General features: G+C 71.2%; 12 protein-coding genes and 1 pseudogene. 9 read left to right on the top strand and 4 right to left on the bottom strand.

Features of this window, described 5'->3' with window-relative positions:
- The first annotated feature begins 201 nt into the window (after window positions 1-201).
- Complete coding sequence (locus ACIGAN_RS05060; RefSeq protein ID WP_399854922.1) at window positions 202-1,284, top strand: LacI family DNA-binding transcriptional regulator; 1,083 nt, start codon at window positions 202-204, stop codon at window positions 1,282-1,284.
- A 224-nt stretch (window positions 1,285-1,508) separates the two neighbouring features.
- On the opposite strand, the gene ACIGAN_RS05055 is transcribed toward ACIGAN_RS05060, so the two are convergent.
- Window positions 1,509-2,003 carry a PaaI family thioesterase gene (locus ACIGAN_RS05055; protein WP_399854920.1) on the bottom strand — a complete coding sequence of 165 codons (495 nt, stop codon included), beginning with the start codon at window positions 2,001-2,003 and terminating at the stop codon, window positions 1,509-1,511.
- 88 nt (window positions 2,004-2,091) lie between these two features.
- Between ACIGAN_RS05055 and ACIGAN_RS05050 the strand changes: the two genes are divergently transcribed.
- Window positions 2,092-2,559, top strand: a complete 468-nt coding sequence (locus tag ACIGAN_RS05050) for a winged helix-turn-helix transcriptional regulator (protein WP_365088284.1) — start codon at window positions 2,092-2,094, stop codon at window positions 2,557-2,559.
- A gap of 454 nt (window positions 2,560-3,013) precedes the next feature.
- On the opposite strand, the gene ACIGAN_RS05045 is transcribed toward ACIGAN_RS05050, so the two are convergent.
- A complete protein-coding gene (locus ACIGAN_RS05045; protein ID WP_399854918.1) occupies window positions 3,014-4,027 on the bottom strand; it encodes a LacI family DNA-binding transcriptional regulator in 1,014 nt (337 codons plus the stop codon).
- A gap of 324 nt (window positions 4,028-4,351) precedes the next feature.
- Here ACIGAN_RS05045 and ACIGAN_RS05040 point away from each other — a divergent pair, with 324 nt between their 5' ends.
- From ACIGAN_RS05040 to ACIGAN_RS05010, 7 genes and pseudogenes are all read left to right on the top strand, one after another.
- Entirely contained in the window at window positions 4,352-5,662 is a 1,311-nt protein-coding gene (locus ACIGAN_RS05040) for an ABC transporter substrate-binding protein (RefSeq protein WP_399854917.1), read from the top strand.
- A gap of 202 nt (window positions 5,663-5,864) precedes the next feature.
- Window positions 5,865-6,851, top strand: coding sequence for a carbohydrate ABC transporter permease (locus ACIGAN_RS05035; RefSeq protein WP_365088281.1), 987 nt, complete (start codon window positions 5,865-5,867; stop codon window positions 6,849-6,851).
- A gap of 12 nt (window positions 6,852-6,863) precedes the next feature.
- Window positions 6,864-7,787: a carbohydrate ABC transporter permease gene (locus ACIGAN_RS05030; protein WP_365088280.1), complete on the top strand. Its 924-nt coding sequence runs from the start codon at window positions 6,864-6,866 to the stop codon at window positions 7,785-7,787.
- 107 nt (window positions 7,788-7,894) lie between these two features.
- Window positions 7,895-9,337 carry a GH1 family beta-glucosidase gene (locus ACIGAN_RS05025; RefSeq protein ID WP_399854914.1) on the top strand — a complete coding sequence of 481 codons (1,443 nt, stop codon included), beginning with the start codon at window positions 7,895-7,897 and terminating at the stop codon, window positions 9,335-9,337.
- Between the two features lie 124 nt (window positions 9,338-9,461).
- Window positions 9,462-10,781: pseudogene (locus ACIGAN_RS05020) on the top strand (VWA domain-containing protein); the annotation flags it as partial.
- A 3-nt stretch (window positions 10,782-10,784) separates the two neighbouring features.
- Window positions 10,785-12,389, top strand: a complete 1,605-nt coding sequence (locus tag ACIGAN_RS05015; RefSeq protein WP_399855344.1) for a CHAT domain-containing protein — start codon at window positions 10,785-10,787, stop codon at window positions 12,387-12,389.
- A gap of 63 nt (window positions 12,390-12,452) precedes the next feature.
- Window positions 12,453-13,034 (top strand): SMI1/KNR4 family protein, encoded by a 582-nt coding sequence (locus ACIGAN_RS05010; RefSeq protein WP_399854913.1) that lies wholly within the window; start codon window positions 12,453-12,455, stop codon window positions 13,032-13,034.
- Between the two features lie 177 nt (window positions 13,035-13,211).
- Here ACIGAN_RS05010 and ACIGAN_RS05005 read toward each other — a convergent pair whose 3' ends face one another.
- Complete coding sequence (locus ACIGAN_RS05005; RefSeq protein WP_365088276.1) at window positions 13,212-14,048, bottom strand: carbohydrate ABC transporter permease; 837 nt, start codon at window positions 14,046-14,048, stop codon at window positions 13,212-13,214.
- On the bottom strand, window positions 14,045-15,028 hold the full coding sequence (locus ACIGAN_RS05000; protein ID WP_399854911.1) for a carbohydrate ABC transporter permease: 984 nt from the start codon (window positions 15,026-15,028) through the stop codon (window positions 14,045-14,047). Before ACIGAN_RS05000 ends, ACIGAN_RS05005 begins: the two co-directional genes overlap by 4 nt.
- Between the last annotated feature and the right edge of the window lie 2 nt (window positions 15,029-15,030).

Genomic DNA, 15,030 nt, shown 5'->3' with positions numbered 1-15,030 from the left:
GAGGGGTGCCGCACCGCACGGGTCAGGCGTGGGGCGCACCGGACGCGCCGATGCGATGGCTCGTTTTTACATCGATGTACATGGGCTGTAAAGAGCCACGATGCGCGCCGAAATCGAGGAGGCCGGGTCGCGGAGTTCGCCGGGGGAGCCGTGACCGGCCGGAACATATACTCGGCAGCCCGGTGGGGCAGGGAGGTTCCGGTGGCACGACCCAGGATCAAGGACGTCGCGCGTCTGGCAGGCGTGTCGGAGAAGACGGTGTCCAACGTCATCAACGACTACGCCCATGTCTCCGACCGGACCAGGCGCGTCGTCCGCGACGCCATCGAGGAACTCGGCTACAAGGTGAACCTGGCAGGCCGCCATCTGCGCCAGGGCCGCACCGGCATCATCGCTCTCGTCGTCCCGGAACTGGACGTGCCGTACTTCGCCGAACTCGCCCGGCACGTCATCCGCGAGGCGGAGCGGCGCTCCCTCACGGTGCTGATCCACCAGACATCCGCGGACCGCGATCACGAACTGGCGGCGCTGACCGGGTTCGGCTCCAGTTTCGTCGACGGGGTGATCCTCAGTCCGCTCGCCCTGACCGCCGACGATCTGCGCGAGCGCGCCGGTGCCCCGCCCACCGTGCTCATCGGCGAACTGCTGGAGGAAGGCGCCGATCACGTCGCCATCGACAACGAGAAGGCGGCGCGCGAAGCCACCGAGCACCTGCTCCGCATGGGACGCCGCTCCCTCCTCGTCGTCGGCGGACGCGACGACGAGGGTCTGGGCACGGCCGAGGCCCGCACCCGCGGCTACCGGGCCGCGCTGGCGGCGGCGGGCATCGCCCACGACCCGGCCGCCCTCCTGCCGGTCGCGTCGTTCCGCATGCCCGACGGTGCCGAGGCGGTGGCCCGCGTGCTGCGCGCGGGCGGCCGGCCCGACGCCCTGCTGTGCCTCAACGACCAACTGGCGCTGGGCGCGTTGCGCGCCCTGCACGAACACGGCGTCCGCGTTCCGGAGGAGGTCGCCGTCATCGGCTTCGACGATGTCGAGGCCGGACGCTTCAGCGTCCCCACGCTGAGCACCGTGGCCCCCGACAAGGCCGCGGTCGCCCGGGTCGCCGTCGCGCTGCTCCAACGCCGGATGGACGAGGCGGCGGGCACCGCCGCTGCGGACGCCGGTGCGGCCGACGTGCGCTCACCGCAGGACCTGGTGGTGGCGCATCGGCTGGTCCTGCGCGAGAGCACGGAGGGCACCGGCGGGGCGCTGCCGGCGGACTCCCGGCCGACGCCGGCCTGAGCACAGCCCCGGCGTCGGCCGGCGACGGCACCGGCCCTGAGGAGGCAGGTTCTGAGGGGGCCGGGCCCTGAGAGGGCCGGGTCCTGAGGGGGCCGGGCCCTGGCATGCCGGGCCGGAAGAGGCCGGGATCCGAAGAGGCCGGCCCAGGTGAAGTCAGGCTTCGAAGGAGTCGCGTGACGTCCCTCGCGCGGCGTCCGGTCGGCCCGGCTCCCGGCGTGGGGTGGTCAGCCGGACGAGACCGGGAAGAGCATGCAGCTGCTGGTGGCGTGGGCCAGCAACCGGTCGTCGGAGTCGAGGAGTTCGGCCTGGGCGAGCGCCGTGCGGCGACCGAGGTTGAGGATCGTGCCGACCGCGCGGACCTTGCCGGTGTCGACGGTGACCGGACGGAGGAACTTCAGCGTCAGGTCGAGCGAGGTGTATCCCGTGCCACGGGGCAGCGCGGACTGCACCGCGCAGCCGGCCGCCGAGTCCAGGAGCGTGGCGTAGACACCGCCGTGGACGCTGCCGATCGGGTTGTAGTGCTCCTCGCCCGGTACCAGGGCGAAGACCGCCCGGCCGGGCTCGGCCTCTTCGAGGGTGAACCCCAGAGCGGCGGCGATCGGCGGAGCGGGCAGCCGGCCGTCCAGGATCTCCCAGAGGAATTCGATGCCGCTGTGGTGCGCGACGGCGCCGGCGGAGACACGGGGGTCTTCCCATTCGAACGTGCGTGACCTGCCCATTCCGCTCCCTGATGCATCTGGCTTCTTTCTGCGAAGCTAGCTGTGCCGGATCTGGCTGTCAATGCTGAAGTCAGCCTAGGATGGGCGCATGAGGTGGTTGGAGACGAGCACGGCGAACTGCACGGTCCAGCGAACCCTGGACCTGGTCGGTGAGAAATGGTCGCTGCTGCTGTTGCGCGACGCCATGAACGGCGTCCGGCGCTTCGACGACTTCCGCCGGCATGTCGGGCTGTCCGAGGCCGTCCTGGCGGACCGGCTGCGCAAGCTCGTCGCCGCCGGGATCCTGGAGACCGTCGCCTATCGTGAACCGGGCAGCCGCACGCGGCACGAGTACCGCCTCACCCGCAAGGGCTGGGACCTGTGGCCCGCGATGATCGCGCTCAAGCAGTGGGGCGACCAGTACACCGCGGACCCCGAGGGCCCGCCCCTGGCGGTCCACCACGCGGAGTGCGGAGAAGACGTGCGAGCGGTCGTCGTCTGCGGGGAGGGGCACGGGCCCCTGACCCCCCGTCAAGCCGGCATCAGCCCGGGCCCGTCCGCACGGCGGGCCGACTGACCCGCGGGCGCCGCCCGAGCGCGATCCGTGTGCGGACGTCAACCGGCCGCTCTAGGACGGTGGTTGGCCGGGAGCCGCTGATCTCACCTTGCCGACAAGTGCACAGGTCTTACGCGCTCCTGCCAGCCGTGCCGCGAGGCCACCGTTCGGTCCTACGACCGTCGGCTATGGCCGTCAACCGGCCGCCGACAGAAGCAATTGGCCCGCACCCGCTCCTGCCGGCCGCGCCGCGAGGCCACCGGCCGGACCTGCGACCTCCGACTATGCCCGTCAACCAGCCACCAGCTAAAGGCGCTTGACCCGCACCCGCTCCAGCTCGCCGCGCCCGCGAAAGCATCGCGCGGTCCTGCGGCCCCGGCAGCGCGCCCGTCCGGCGCGCTGTCCCACCCCCGCCACAACGGAACCCCACCCCCGCCACAACGAACCCCACCCGCGACTCGGCGGGCCCGGCCGGTCAGGAGGACTCGCGTACCACCAGCTCCGTCGGCAGCGTGACCTGCTGCCGGGCGGCGCCGTGCTGCGTGATGTCGGTGAGGATGCGCGCCATGGTCCGGCCGAGTTCCTCCACCGGCTGACGCACCGTCGTCAGCGGCGGGTTGGTGTGGCGGGCGAGGAGGGAGTCCTCGAAGCCGACGACGGCGACATCGCCGGGCACCTGCCGCTTCTGCCGCCGCAGTTCGGCCAGGGCGCCGACCGCCATCAGGTCGGACGCGACGAAGACGGCGTCCAGGTCCGGGGCGCGTTCAAGAAGCAAACGCATGGCCCGCGCCCCGCCCTCCTCGGTGAAGTCGCCTCCTTCGATCATGCGGTCGGAGACGGCAACACCGGCCTCCTCGTGCGCGGTGCGCCAGCCGGCGAGCCGGCTGCGGCCGACGTCCATGTCCAGCGGACCGGTGATCGTGGCGATCCGCCGCCGTCCGCGCTCCAGCAGATGCCGCACCGCCGCCGCGGCGCCGCCGGCGTTGTCGGAGTTGACGTAGCTCAGGCGCTCGCCGGCGTCACGGCGGCCGGCCAGCACGGTGGGCAGCCCCATCTCCTCCAGCATCCCCGGCAGCCGGTCCTCGGAGTGCACCGAGACGAGCAGCACACCGTCCACCCGGCGGGTCGCCACCGACTCCGTCAGCTGGTCCCGCTCGGCCTGGTCCCGGACGAGCATCAGCTGCAACTGGATGCTGCTGTCGGCGAACGCGCTGCTGACACCCCGGATGAGGGCCGCGAAGAACGGCTCGGAACCGAGTCGGCTCTCCGACTCGGGGATCACCAGCGCCACGGAGTCGGTGCGGCTGGTCACCAGCCCGCGGGCGACCGAGTTGGGAACGTAGTTCAGTTCCTTGATCGCCGCCAGAACCCTGGCGCGGGCGTCCGCGCTGACCAGGGCCGAGCCGTTGACGACACGGGACACCGTGGTCCGGCCGACACCGGCGCGGGCGGCGACCGTTTTGATCGTGGGACGGCGGTTGCCGCTCATGTGCTCCCCCCTCGGCGCCGCGGAGGCAGGACCTGCCGCGGAGGTGACCTGCGGCAATTCTTGCAGACTCGGCGGTCGGCGCAGCACCCCCCGGCTCCGGGGCAGCGGGGCGCCGACCGGAACGGCTGCGACGAGTTGCGTTCAAGTCATTGACAGATCCGCCCCCTCCTACGAGTCTTCGATGCGCGATGGGAACGTGCCCACCCACAAATGGGCACGTTCCCAATCTGTGGAGCCGTTATGGAACGTCATCGCTGTAGCCATCGCAGTAGTGCGCAGAACTCGTCACTCCGATGTGTCAGCGCGGTCGCTAGGAGGAGATCAATGGGCACTTCCGGTTCGTTGCGCAGGAGGGCGGTGGCGGCGGCCGCGACCGTCGGCGCGCTGGCGCTCGTCGTCGGCTGCGGCGGCAGCGACAGCTCCGCCACCGGGGGCGGCAAGAAGGACGGCAAGGTCACCATCACCATGGGCCTGTACGGAGTGATGGGCATCAAGGAGACGGGCCTCCTCGAGCAGTACGAGAAGGAGAACCCCGGGGTCGACATCAAAGCGGAGATCGCCGGCGACGAGCAGACCTACTACACCGCGCTGCAGACCAGGCTCGCCGCCGGCAAGGGCCTGAAGGACATCCAGGGCATCGAGATCGGCCGGGCCAAGGAGATCACCGACACCCAGGCGGACAAGTTCGCCGACTTCAGCGATGTGTCGGGCACCGACCACTTCCTGCCGTGGAAGGAGTCGCAGATCAGTACCGGGGACGGCAAGGTGCTCGGCCTGGGCACCGACATCGGCCCCATGGCGGTCTGTTACCGCAAGGACTACTTCGAGAAGGCCGGCCTGCCCACCGACCGTGAGGAGGTCGCGAAGCTCTGGGAGGGCGACTGGAAGAAGTACGTCGAGGTCGGCCGCACCTTCAAGAAGGACTTCAAGGGTGACGGCGTCGCCTACATGGACGCGGCCAGCGGCCTGTTCAACGCCATGATCTACGGCCACCCCGAGCAGTTCTACGACGAGAAGGGCGAGCTGATCTACGACAGCAACCCCGTCGTCAAGGAGGCCTGGGGTCTCGCCGCCGACGCGGCGGAGGACGGCCTGACGGCCAAGCTCCGCCAGTTCCAGCCCGGTTGGGACCCCGGCCTGGCCAACGGCACGTTCGCCACGGCCGTGTGCCCCGCGTGGATGCTCAGCCACATCAGCGAGAAGGCCGGCCCGGCGAACAAGGGCAAGTGGGACGTGGCCAAGGCCCCCAAGGGCGCCAACTGGGGCGGCTCCTTCCTCGGCGTGGTGGAGCAGAGCCCGGTCAAGGAGGAGGCCAAGAAGCTCGTCGCCTGGCTGACCGCCCCGGCGCAGCAGACCCACATCTTCAAGGAGATCGGCAACATCCCCTCCTCGCGCCAGGCCCTGGACAGCGCGGATGTGAAGGGTGCCAAGTCGGAGTACTTCAGCGACGCGCCGATCGGCCAGATCTTCGGTGCCGCCGCCCAGGAGATACCGGACAAGCAGGTCCTCGGCCGCAAGGACGGCACGATCAAGGACACCTTCTCCCAGGGCCTGACCCTGATCGAGCAGCAGGGCACCGCGCGTGACAAGGCGTGGGAGACCACCGCGGAGCGCATCGAGAAGGCGGTCGGCTGACCGTCCTCCCCGCGGCCGTGGGGGGCCCCCCCCCCCCCCCCCCCGGGGGGCGGGGCGGCCCCCGCCCCCCCCCCCCCCCCGGCGGGGGGGGGCGGGGGGCCCCCCCCCCCCCCCCCCCCCCCCCGCCCCCCCCCCCCCCCCCCCCCCCCCCCCCCCCCCCCCCCCCCCCGGCTCCACCATCCGCTCTCAGGAAGGATTTCCGGTGGCCACCTCCACCACCAAGGCCCTGACCGGGGACGCGCCCCGGGGGCCTTCCCCGGACGACCGCACCGCCCGGCGGCGCGGGGCGCTGCTGCACCGGCTCGACATCAAGGGCGCCCCGTACGTGTTCGTCGCGCCGTTCTTCGTGATCTTCGCCGCGTTCAGCTTCTACCCGCTCGTGTACACGTCGTGGATCTCCCTGCACGACGTGGAACTGGCCACCCTCGACGTCATGGAGTGGGTGGCGTTCGACAACTACGTCGAGCTGTGGGGCGACTCCAGGTTCTGGAACGCGCTGCAGAACACCATCACCATCGGTGTCATCTCCACGGTGCCGCAGCTGCTGATGGCCCTGGGGCTGGCGCACCTGCTCAACTACCGCATGCGCGCCTCGCTGTTCTTCCGCGTCGCCTCGCTCGTGCCGTACGCGACCTCCGTCGCCGCGGCCGCCCTCGTCTTCACGATGATCTTCGAGCGGGACTTCGGGATGATCAACTGGGCGCTCGGCTCGGTCGGTGTCGACCCCGTCGACTGGGAGGCCGACAAGTGGCCCGCCCAGGTCGCCATCTCCACCATCGTCATCTGGCGCTGGACCGGCTACAACGCGCTGCTGTACCTCGCCGCGATGCAGGCCATTCCCGCGGAACGCTACGAGGCGGCCTCCCTCGACGGGGCCTCCCGGTGGCAGCAGTTCACCCACGTCACCGTCCCCGGCATCCGCTCCACCATCGTGTTCACCATCGTGCTCTCCACGATCGGCGCCACCCAGCTCTTCGGCGAGCCGCTGATCTTCGGCCAGGGCCCCAACGGCGTCAGCGGCGGCGCGGACAACCAGTACCAGACGCTGGGCCTGCTGCTGTACGAGGAGGGCTGGAAGAACTACCAGATGGGCCGCTCGGCGACCGTGGCCTGGGCGATGTTCCTGCTGCTCGTCGCTGTCTTCCTCGTGCAGCGCCTCGTCAAGCGCGCACGCTCGCGTACGTCCTGACCTGGAGTCACCATGACCACCAACAGCCTCCCGGTCCGGACGGACACCCCGGCCCGGACCCCCGCGGAGAAGCCGGCCGCCCCCGGCCGGCGCCGGCTGCTGCGCCAGCGCGCCGGCCGCCAGCACCACGCCGGCCCCCTCTCCTACGTCCTGCTCGGCATCATGGCGCTGCTGTCGATCTTCCCGCTGTACTGGACGATGGTGGCCGCCTCCACCGACAACACCCGGGTCAGCCAGACACCGCCGCCCTTCCTGCCCGGCCCCAACCTGTTCAGCAATCTCGCCCGCGCCTGGGACGAGGCGGCGATGGGCAAGGCCATGATCAACAGCCTGATCGTGGCCGGAGTGATCGCCCTGTCCACGGTGCTGTTCGCGACGCTCGCCGGCTTCGCCTTCGCCAAGCTGCGGTTCAAGGGACGCAACGTGCTGCTCATGCTGGTGATCGGCACCATGATGGTGCCGCCGCAGCTCGGCGTCGTACCGCTGTTCATGATGATGGCGGAGCTGGGCTGGTCGCAGCAGCTGCCCGCCGTCATCTTCCCGACGCTGGTGAGCGCGGTGGGCGTGTTCTTCATGCGGCAGTACCTGTCGGAGGCGCTGCCGGACGAACTCGTCGAGGCCGGACGCGTGGACGGGGCGCACTCGCTGCGGATCTTCTGGAGCATCGTGCTGCCCGTGGCCCGGCCCGCGATGGCCGTCCTGTTCATGATCACGTTCGTGCACGCCTGGAACGACTTCTTCTGGCCCTTCGTGGTCCTCGACATGACCAATCCGACCGTCCCCGTCGCCCTCACCCAGCTCAGCGCGGGGTACGTCCGCGACCAGTCGCTGATCATGGCCGGCGCCCTGCTCGGCACCCTGCCGCTGCTGGCGATGTTCATCGTCTTCGGCCGGCAGATCGTCAGCGGCATCATGGCCGGCGCCGTCAAGGGCTGACCCGCCGCCCCGCAGAGCAGGCCGCACCGCCACCCCGCCGTGAGGGCAGCACCACCTCCCTCACCCCCGCCGCAGCACTCCGCACCCCCCTTCCCGAAAGGACTTACGTGGTCACCGCAGCACAGCAGGCCGCCGCATCCACGCCGGACGCACCGCGCACCTTCCCCAAGGGCTTCCTCTGGGGCTCCGCCACCGCCGCCTACCAGATCGAGGGCGCCGCCACGGAGGACGGCCGCACGCCGTCCATCTGGGACACCTACGCGCGCACCCCCGGCCGGGTCCGCAACGGCGACACCGGTGACATCGCCACCGACCACTACCACCGCCGCAGCGAGGACGTCGCCCTCATGGCCGAACTCGGCCTGGGCGCCTACCGCTTCTCCCTCGCCTGGCCCCGCATCCAGCCCACCGGCCGCGGCCCCGCCGTGCAGAAGGGCCTGGACTTCTACCGCCGCCTCGTCGACGAGCTGCTGGAGAAGGGCATCCAGCCCGTCGCCACCCTCTACCACTGGGACCTCCCGCAGGAGCTGGAGGACGCCGGCGGCTGGCCCGAGCGGGCCACGGCCGAGCGCTTCGCCGAGTACGCGGCCCTCGCTGCGGACGCCCTCGGTGACCGGGTGAAGACCTGGACCACGCTCAACGAGCCGTGGTGCAGCGCCTTCCTCGGCTACGGCTCCGGTGTGCACGCCCCCGGCCGCACCGACCCGGTCGCCGCCCTGCGCGCGGCGCATCACCTCAACCTGGGCCACGGTCTCGCCGTCCGGGCGCTGCGCGACCGCCTCCGCGCCGACGCCCAGGTCTCGGTCACCCTCAACATCCACCACGTCCGCCCGCTCACCGGCTCGGAGGGCGACGCCGACGCCGTCCGCCGCATCGACGCGCTCGCCAACCGGGTCTTCACCGGCCCGATGCTGAACGGCGTTTACCCCGAGGACCTGTTCAAGGACACCGCCGAGCTGACCGACTGGTCCTTCGTCCAGGACGGCGACCTGCCGCTGATCAACCAGCCGCTGGACTTCCTCGGCATCAACTACTACGCCCCCACGGTGGTCTCCGAGACCGACGGCACCGGCACGCACACCTCCGACGGGCACGGCAACAGCCCGCACAGCCCCTGGCCGGGTGCCGACCGGGTCGCCTTCCACCAGCCGCCCGGCGACACCACGGCCATGGGCTGGGCCATCGACCCCAGCGGCCTCTACGACCTGCTGCGCCGGCTCTCCTCCGACCACCCCGGCCTGCCGCTGGTCATCACCGAGAACGGCGCCGCCTTCGACGACTACGCCGACCCCTCCGGACAGGTCAACGACCCGGCCCGGATCGCCTATGTGCGCGGCCACCTGGCCGCCGTCCACCAGGCGATCCTGGACGGCGCGGACGTGCGCGGCTACTTCCTGTGGTCCCTGCTGGACAACTTCGAATGGGCCCACGGCTACAGCAAGCGCTTCGGCGCGGTGTACGTCGACTACCCGACCGGCACCCGCATCCCCAAGGCCAGTGCCCGGTGGTACTCCGAGGTCGCCCGCACCGGCGTACTCCCCGGCGCCTGACCACCCCGGTGCGGCACACCCGTCGCCCGGCGGGGTGCCGCACCAGGTGTCTGCGGACGGACCGCATCCCGCAGTATCGTCCAGACGGCACCCGGCCGACGCGGGACGTTCGAGGGGGGAACGCATGGACGACTCGGTGAGACCCTCCGCACCGCGCTTCGTCATCGACGTCCACCAGAACGAGTTCCTCCCGGAAGGCGGCCGGGAGGTCGACGCGATCGTCACGGTCACGGCGACCGGTGCCGGCGGCCGCGCCACCGCGGCGCACCCGCACGCGCCGGTGCCCGCCGGGCGCACGGCGGTGGTGATCATGGTCGACTGCTCCGGGTCCATGGCCCGTCCGCCGGCCAAGCTGCAGGCCGCCCGGGCGGCGACGGCCGCCGCGATCGACGCCCTGCGCGACGGCGCCCACTTCGCCGTCGTGGGCGGTACGCACCAGGCCACGCAGGTGTACCCGGGCGGTGACACGCTCGCGGTGGCGGACGCCCGCACCCGGGACGAGGCCAAAGGGGCGCTGCACACGCTCGCCGCGGACGGCGGCACGGCGATCGGCACCTGGTTGCGGCTCGCCGACCGGCTGCTGCACTCCGCCGACGTCGACATCCGGCACGGGATCCTGCTCACGGACGGGCGGGACGAGCACGAGTCGCCCGAGGAGCTGCGGGCCGCCCTGGACGCCTGCTCGGGCCGGTTCACCTGCGATGTGCGCGGGGTGGGCACGGACTGGGCGGTGCCCGAGGCCAGGAGCATCGCCGCGGCTCTGCTGGGCAGCGCCGACATCGTGGCCGATCCGGCCGGTCTGGTCGACGACTTCAGCCGGCTGGTGGCACAGGCGATGGGCAAGGCGGTCGGCGATGTCGCCCTGCGCCTGCGCACGCCCGTCGGCACCCGGATCGTGTTCGTCAGACAGGTCTCACCCACGGTCGTGGACCTCACCGGCCGGCGCACCGAGGTGGGCCCGCGCACCGGCGACTATCCCACGGGATCCTGGGGGTACGAATCCCGCGACTATCACATCCGGGTCCGCGTTCCCGCGGCGGACATCGGCCAGGAGATGCTGGCCGCCCGCATCTCGCTGGCCGTCCGCACGGGCGACGGCAGCGCGCACCCCACGGGCCAGGGGCTGATCCGTGCGGTGTGGACCGACGAGCCCACGGCCTTCACCGCCATCAGCCCGACGGTCGCCCACTACACCGGGCAGGAGGAGCTGGCCACGGCCATCCAGCAGGGCCTCGACGCCCGCAGGGCCGGTGACAGCGACGGAGCCGTCACCAAGCTGGGCCGCGCCGTGCAGCTCGCCGGGGCGCTGGGCCACGAGGACACGGCCCGGCTCCTGGCCAGGGTGGTGGACGTGGTCGATGCCGCGACGGGCACGGTCCGGCTGAAGACGCAGGTCACGGACGCGGACGAGATGACCCTGGAGACCCGGTCGACCAAGTCGGTCGCCATGATCCGGCACTCCGGGACACCGGCTCCCGCCGGCACCCCCGCCCAGCACGGCCCGCCCAGCCACGGATCACCCGGCCACGGCCCGCCCGGCCACGGCCCGCCCGGCCACGAACCGCCCGGGCGACGGGACGGGGGTGGAGACGGAGACGGGGACGGGATCAGCCGGGAACCGCGTTTCCTGGAGGCCGAGTTGGTGGAGCAGGCGCCTCCCGGGCGGGAGGTGCCCCTGCATGTGCGGGTCACCAGGGACTCCGCCGGCCCCGGCGTCGCCCTGCGCGGTTTTCCCCTCCCGGCGCAGGGGGCGCGGCTCCTCATCACCGTGCACGCTCCCGGGCTGCTGGCCCTGGGGGACCTGCAGCAAGTGCTGACCGTTCCGCCCGGCCGGGACTCGCACTGGCTGCAGTTCGGCCTGCGCACCATGACTCCCGGCCTGCACACCGTCACCGTGCGGGCCTTCCACCAAGGCACCTTCCTCGGCGAACTGCGCGCGCAGATCTCCGTACAGCCCGGCACTCCCGCGCGGGACGGCCCGCCGCGCACGGCGCCCCTCACCTCGCTCGCGTTCGACCCGGGGGAGGTGACGTTGCAGGTCCTCAAGGGCGCGGACGGCGCCTACAGCTTCCAGCTCCTCAGCGAGACCACCTACGCTCCCGAGTCCTTCCGCCTCCTGGCAGGCGACTCCCACGCCGCACGGGAACGGATCTACGACGAGCTGCGGCGCATGGCGGCCGCCGCCGGGCAGGCGGGTGGCGGCGAGCAGCACAGGGCCCGCCGCCGGCTGGTCAACCTCGGGGTGCAGCTGTGGGCGACGGCGGTGCCCGACGCCGTGCGGCAGCAGTTCTGGGAGGAGGTCGGGCACGTCACCGCCCTGACCGTCCTCGGTGACCACGACGTCGTTCCCTGGGAGCTGTTGTACCCCCTCGACGGGCGGCGGGAGGGTGACGGCTTCCTCGCCGAGTGGCTGCCCGTGGTCCGCCGGGTCTTCGGACAGGACCGCGTGCGCGAACTGCCCCTGGACTCCGCCGCCTTCGTGGTCCCGCCGGGTTCGCCTCCCGAGGCGGAACGTGAAGTGCTCGCGCTGCGGGCCAGACTCGGCGCCTCCGTGACCGACGGCGGCACCCTCACCCACCGCGCCGCCGTGAGCGACCTGATCGACGCAGGGCTCCACGGGGTGCTGCACTTCGCCTGCCACAACTCCTTCACCGGCGCCGGCTCCCACGTCACCATGGCGGACGGCCCCTTCGACCCGATCGACCTCGCCTACGCCACCCACTCCGGAGCCCTGCGCTCCACCCATCCGCTGGTCTTCTTCAACGCCTGCCGCAGCGCCGGCCAGATCGACTGGTTCTCGACCAGCCTCGGCTGGGCACCGCAGTTCCTCCAGGCCGGGGCGGGCGCGTTCATCGGCACCCTGTGGCCCGTGCGGTCCGACTCCGCGCTCCTGTTCGCCGACACTTTCTACGACCACCTGGTCACCGGGGGACAGAGCCTGGGACAGGCCTCCCTGCACGCACGCCGGGCACTGCGCGACCACGGCGGCGACCCCACCTGGCTGGCCTACGCCGTGTACGGCAGCCCCGCGGCCCGCACCGCGCCCCCATGACCTCGCCACGGACGGCCACGCCACCGGCGATCACAGTTTCGCGTGACGAAAGAAGCAGGCCCGATGGACCCCCGCATACCCCGCGTGCGACGCAAGCTGGCCGCCGTGCCGTTCGAGCCGCTGCGCAGCCACTCCTTCGGAGAGGAGCACCACCGGTTCCGCCTCGGCCCGCGGTCGAGCGAGGCGCGCATCGCGGCGTTCGAGTCCGAGCACCGCGTGGCCCTTCCGGAGCCGTACCGTCAGTTCCTCCTGCACATCGGCGGGTCCGGAGCGGGACCCTTCTACGGCCTTCGCGGCCTGAGCGCCGCCCTGTTCACCCTGCGCGAGCGCAGGGCTCCGGGCGTGCCGCGCGGGTTCGACCGGGCGAGCGGCACGGAGGAGGGGGACCTGTATCTGCACATCGTCGAGATGGGCTGCGCAGACGTCTGCCTCCTGGCCCTCACCGGCTCCCTCGCCGGCCGCGTCGTCATCGGGAACAAGGACGGCTACTGGGGACCCAACGTCTCCTCGGCCCGGGACTTCCTGGCCTGGTACGAACGCTGGCTCGACCACATGGCCCGAGGCTGGGACAACCGGGCCCTCGAACTCACCTCGCCGCGCCTCCACTGCCATCCGAACAGTCATCGGCTGGCACCGAGGATCTGAGCCGCCCGGTGGCCCGGCCGATGAGTTCGGCCTCCTCGAACGGTCCGCGGCGCGCAGACGGTTTTCCGGGAACCGGTGCCGCGCCACGGACCCTGCTCGGCATCGAGGTTGACGACGTCGACGAGACGCCCGGCCGCCTGCCGCGCAGGCCATGTGCCGCCCGTGGCCGGATCGTTCTCACCCCTTCACCGATCCCGATGTGAGTCCCTGGACGATGTGACGGCTGGCGAAGGCGAACAGGAGCATCGTGGGGGCGATCGTCAACACGGCCGCCGCGGACATCGAACCCCAGTCGATGTTGAAGCTGGAGATGAAGCCGTTCAGGGCGGTGGGGACGGTCTTGTTGCTGTCGCTGTTCATGAGCGTCACCGACAGGAACAGCTCGTTCCAGCAGTTGACGAAGTTGAAGATGAACGCGGCGATGATGCCCGGACGCATCACCGGCAGCAGCACCCGGAACAGCGCCGCGAAGCGCGACAGGCCGTCGATCATGGCGGCCTCCTCCAGCGCGTCCGGGATGTTCTCGAAGAACCCGCGGAGCATGACCGTGCAGAAGGGGATGCACACCGCGATGTAGACGAGGATCAGACCGAAGCGGTTGTCGACCAGCTTCAGGTCGGTCATCAGCAGGTAGAGCGGCCCCAGCGCGATGAAGGACGGGATCATCTGAGTGACCAGCGCCGCCATGAGCAGCGCGGACTTGGTGCGGAACTCGAAGCGGGCCAGCACGTACGCCGAGAGCATCGAGATCGCCGTGGCGGTCACGCCGGCCACGGCCGAGACGACAAGGCTGTTGGTGAGGTACGTCCCGAAGTCGGCCGTGCCGAACAGGCCGCGGTAGTTCTCCAGCGAGAAGCGCTCGGGCCAGTACGCCAGGGGGAAGTGGAAGATGTCCCCGGGCGCCTTCAGCGAGGTGATGGTGATCCAGTAGAGCGGGAAGACGGTGAAGAGCAGCCACACGCCGAGGAAGGTGAACTTCACGGCCCGGCCGGCCGCGGACCCCTTGCCGGTCACGACCTCACCCCTTTCCTCTCGCGCGTGGCCATGAGGAAGAACACCGCGAACACCAGCAGCGCGGCCACCACCAGCAGACCGAGCGCGGACGCCCTGCCGTAGTCGCCCTGCTGAGTGATCTTGATCATCCACGTGGTCACGATGTGCGTCTCGTTGTTGGGTCCGCCTCCGGTCATGCCGAAGATCAGATCCGGGAAGTTGAAGATCCAGATGACCCGGAGCAGCACGGTCAGGGCCAGCGTGGTGCGGATGTAGGGGATGGTGATCTGGAAGAGCGTGCGGGTCCTGCCCGCGCCGTCCAGCGCCGCCGCCTCGTAGAGCTCGTCGGGGATCGACTGGAGCGCGGCCAGGATCATGATCGTGAAGAAGGTGACGCCGTACCAGATGTTGGCGATGAGCACGGCCACCATCGCGGTCTTCGGATCGGCCAGCCAGGCGATCGGCTCGTCGATCAGACCGGCCTTCTGCAGCAGGTCGTTGACGACGCCGAACTCGCTGTTGAACAGCCAGCGGAAGAGGATGCCGATGAGGAATCCGGAGATCGCCCAGGGGAAGAAGATCAGCGCCTGGTAGAGGCCGCGGAGGCGGAAGCGCCGGCGCAGCCACAGCGCGAGAGCGAAGCCGATCACCAGCTGCGGGACGATCGAGCCGACGACCCACACCGCCGTGTTGCCCAGCACGGTGCCCCAGGCGGGGTCGGCGAAGACGTCGCCGAAGTTCCTCAGGCCGACCCAGGAGGTGTCGGTCAGGTCGGTCAGCTTCCAGTTGCGGAAGGCCATCTGGCCGCCCGCGATCACGGGGTAGTACGTGAAGATCGCCACGAAGACCGCGGCCGGCGCCATGAAGGCGGCGATGGTGAGGCCGTGCCGCGTGGTGAACTCGCGCTTGCGCCTGCCCCGGTGGGGGAGGCCCCTCCTGCCGGAGGCCTCCCCCGCGCCGGGCGCCGTCGTCTTCGACGTGGTCGTGGAGGTGACGGACATGC

The organism is Streptomyces sp. NPDC085931, from assembly GCF_044540565.1.
Taxonomy (GTDB): Bacteria; Actinomycetota; Actinomycetes; order Streptomycetales; family Streptomycetaceae; genus Streptomyces.
Note: the sequence above shows the minus strand (reverse complement) of the source record. Positions and strands in the feature narration are given on the sequence as shown.

Excerpts from the sequence above, each read along its gene's own strand:
- ACIGAN_RS05055 (WP_399854920.1), bottom strand. The coding sequence starts at position 2,003 with ATGGGCAGGTCACGCACGTTCGAATGGGAAGACCCCCGTGTCTCCGCC.
- ACIGAN_RS05050 (WP_365088284.1), top strand. The coding sequence starts at position 2,092 with ATGAGGTGGTTGGAGACGAGCACGGCGAACTGCACGGTCCAGCGAACC.
- ACIGAN_RS05045 (WP_399854918.1), bottom strand. The coding sequence starts at position 4,027 with ATGAGCGGCAACCGCCGTCCCACGATCAAAACGGTCGCCGCCCGCGCC.
- ACIGAN_RS05040 (WP_399854917.1), top strand. The coding sequence starts at position 4,352 with ATGGGCACTTCCGGTTCGTTGCGCAGGAGGGCGGTGGCGGCGGCCGCG.
- ACIGAN_RS05030 (WP_365088280.1), top strand. The coding sequence starts at position 6,864 with ATGACCACCAACAGCCTCCCGGTCCGGACGGACACCCCGGCCCGGACC.
- ACIGAN_RS05015 (WP_399855344.1), top strand. The coding sequence starts at position 10,785 with ATGATCCGGCACTCCGGGACACCGGCTCCCGCCGGCACCCCCGCCCAG.
- ACIGAN_RS05010 (WP_399854913.1), top strand. The coding sequence starts at position 12,453 with ATGGACCCCCGCATACCCCGCGTGCGACGCAAGCTGGCCGCCGTGCCG.
- ACIGAN_RS05000 (WP_399854911.1), bottom strand. The coding sequence starts at position 15,028 with ATGTCCGTCACCTCCACGACCACGTCGAAGACGACGGCGCCCGGCGCG.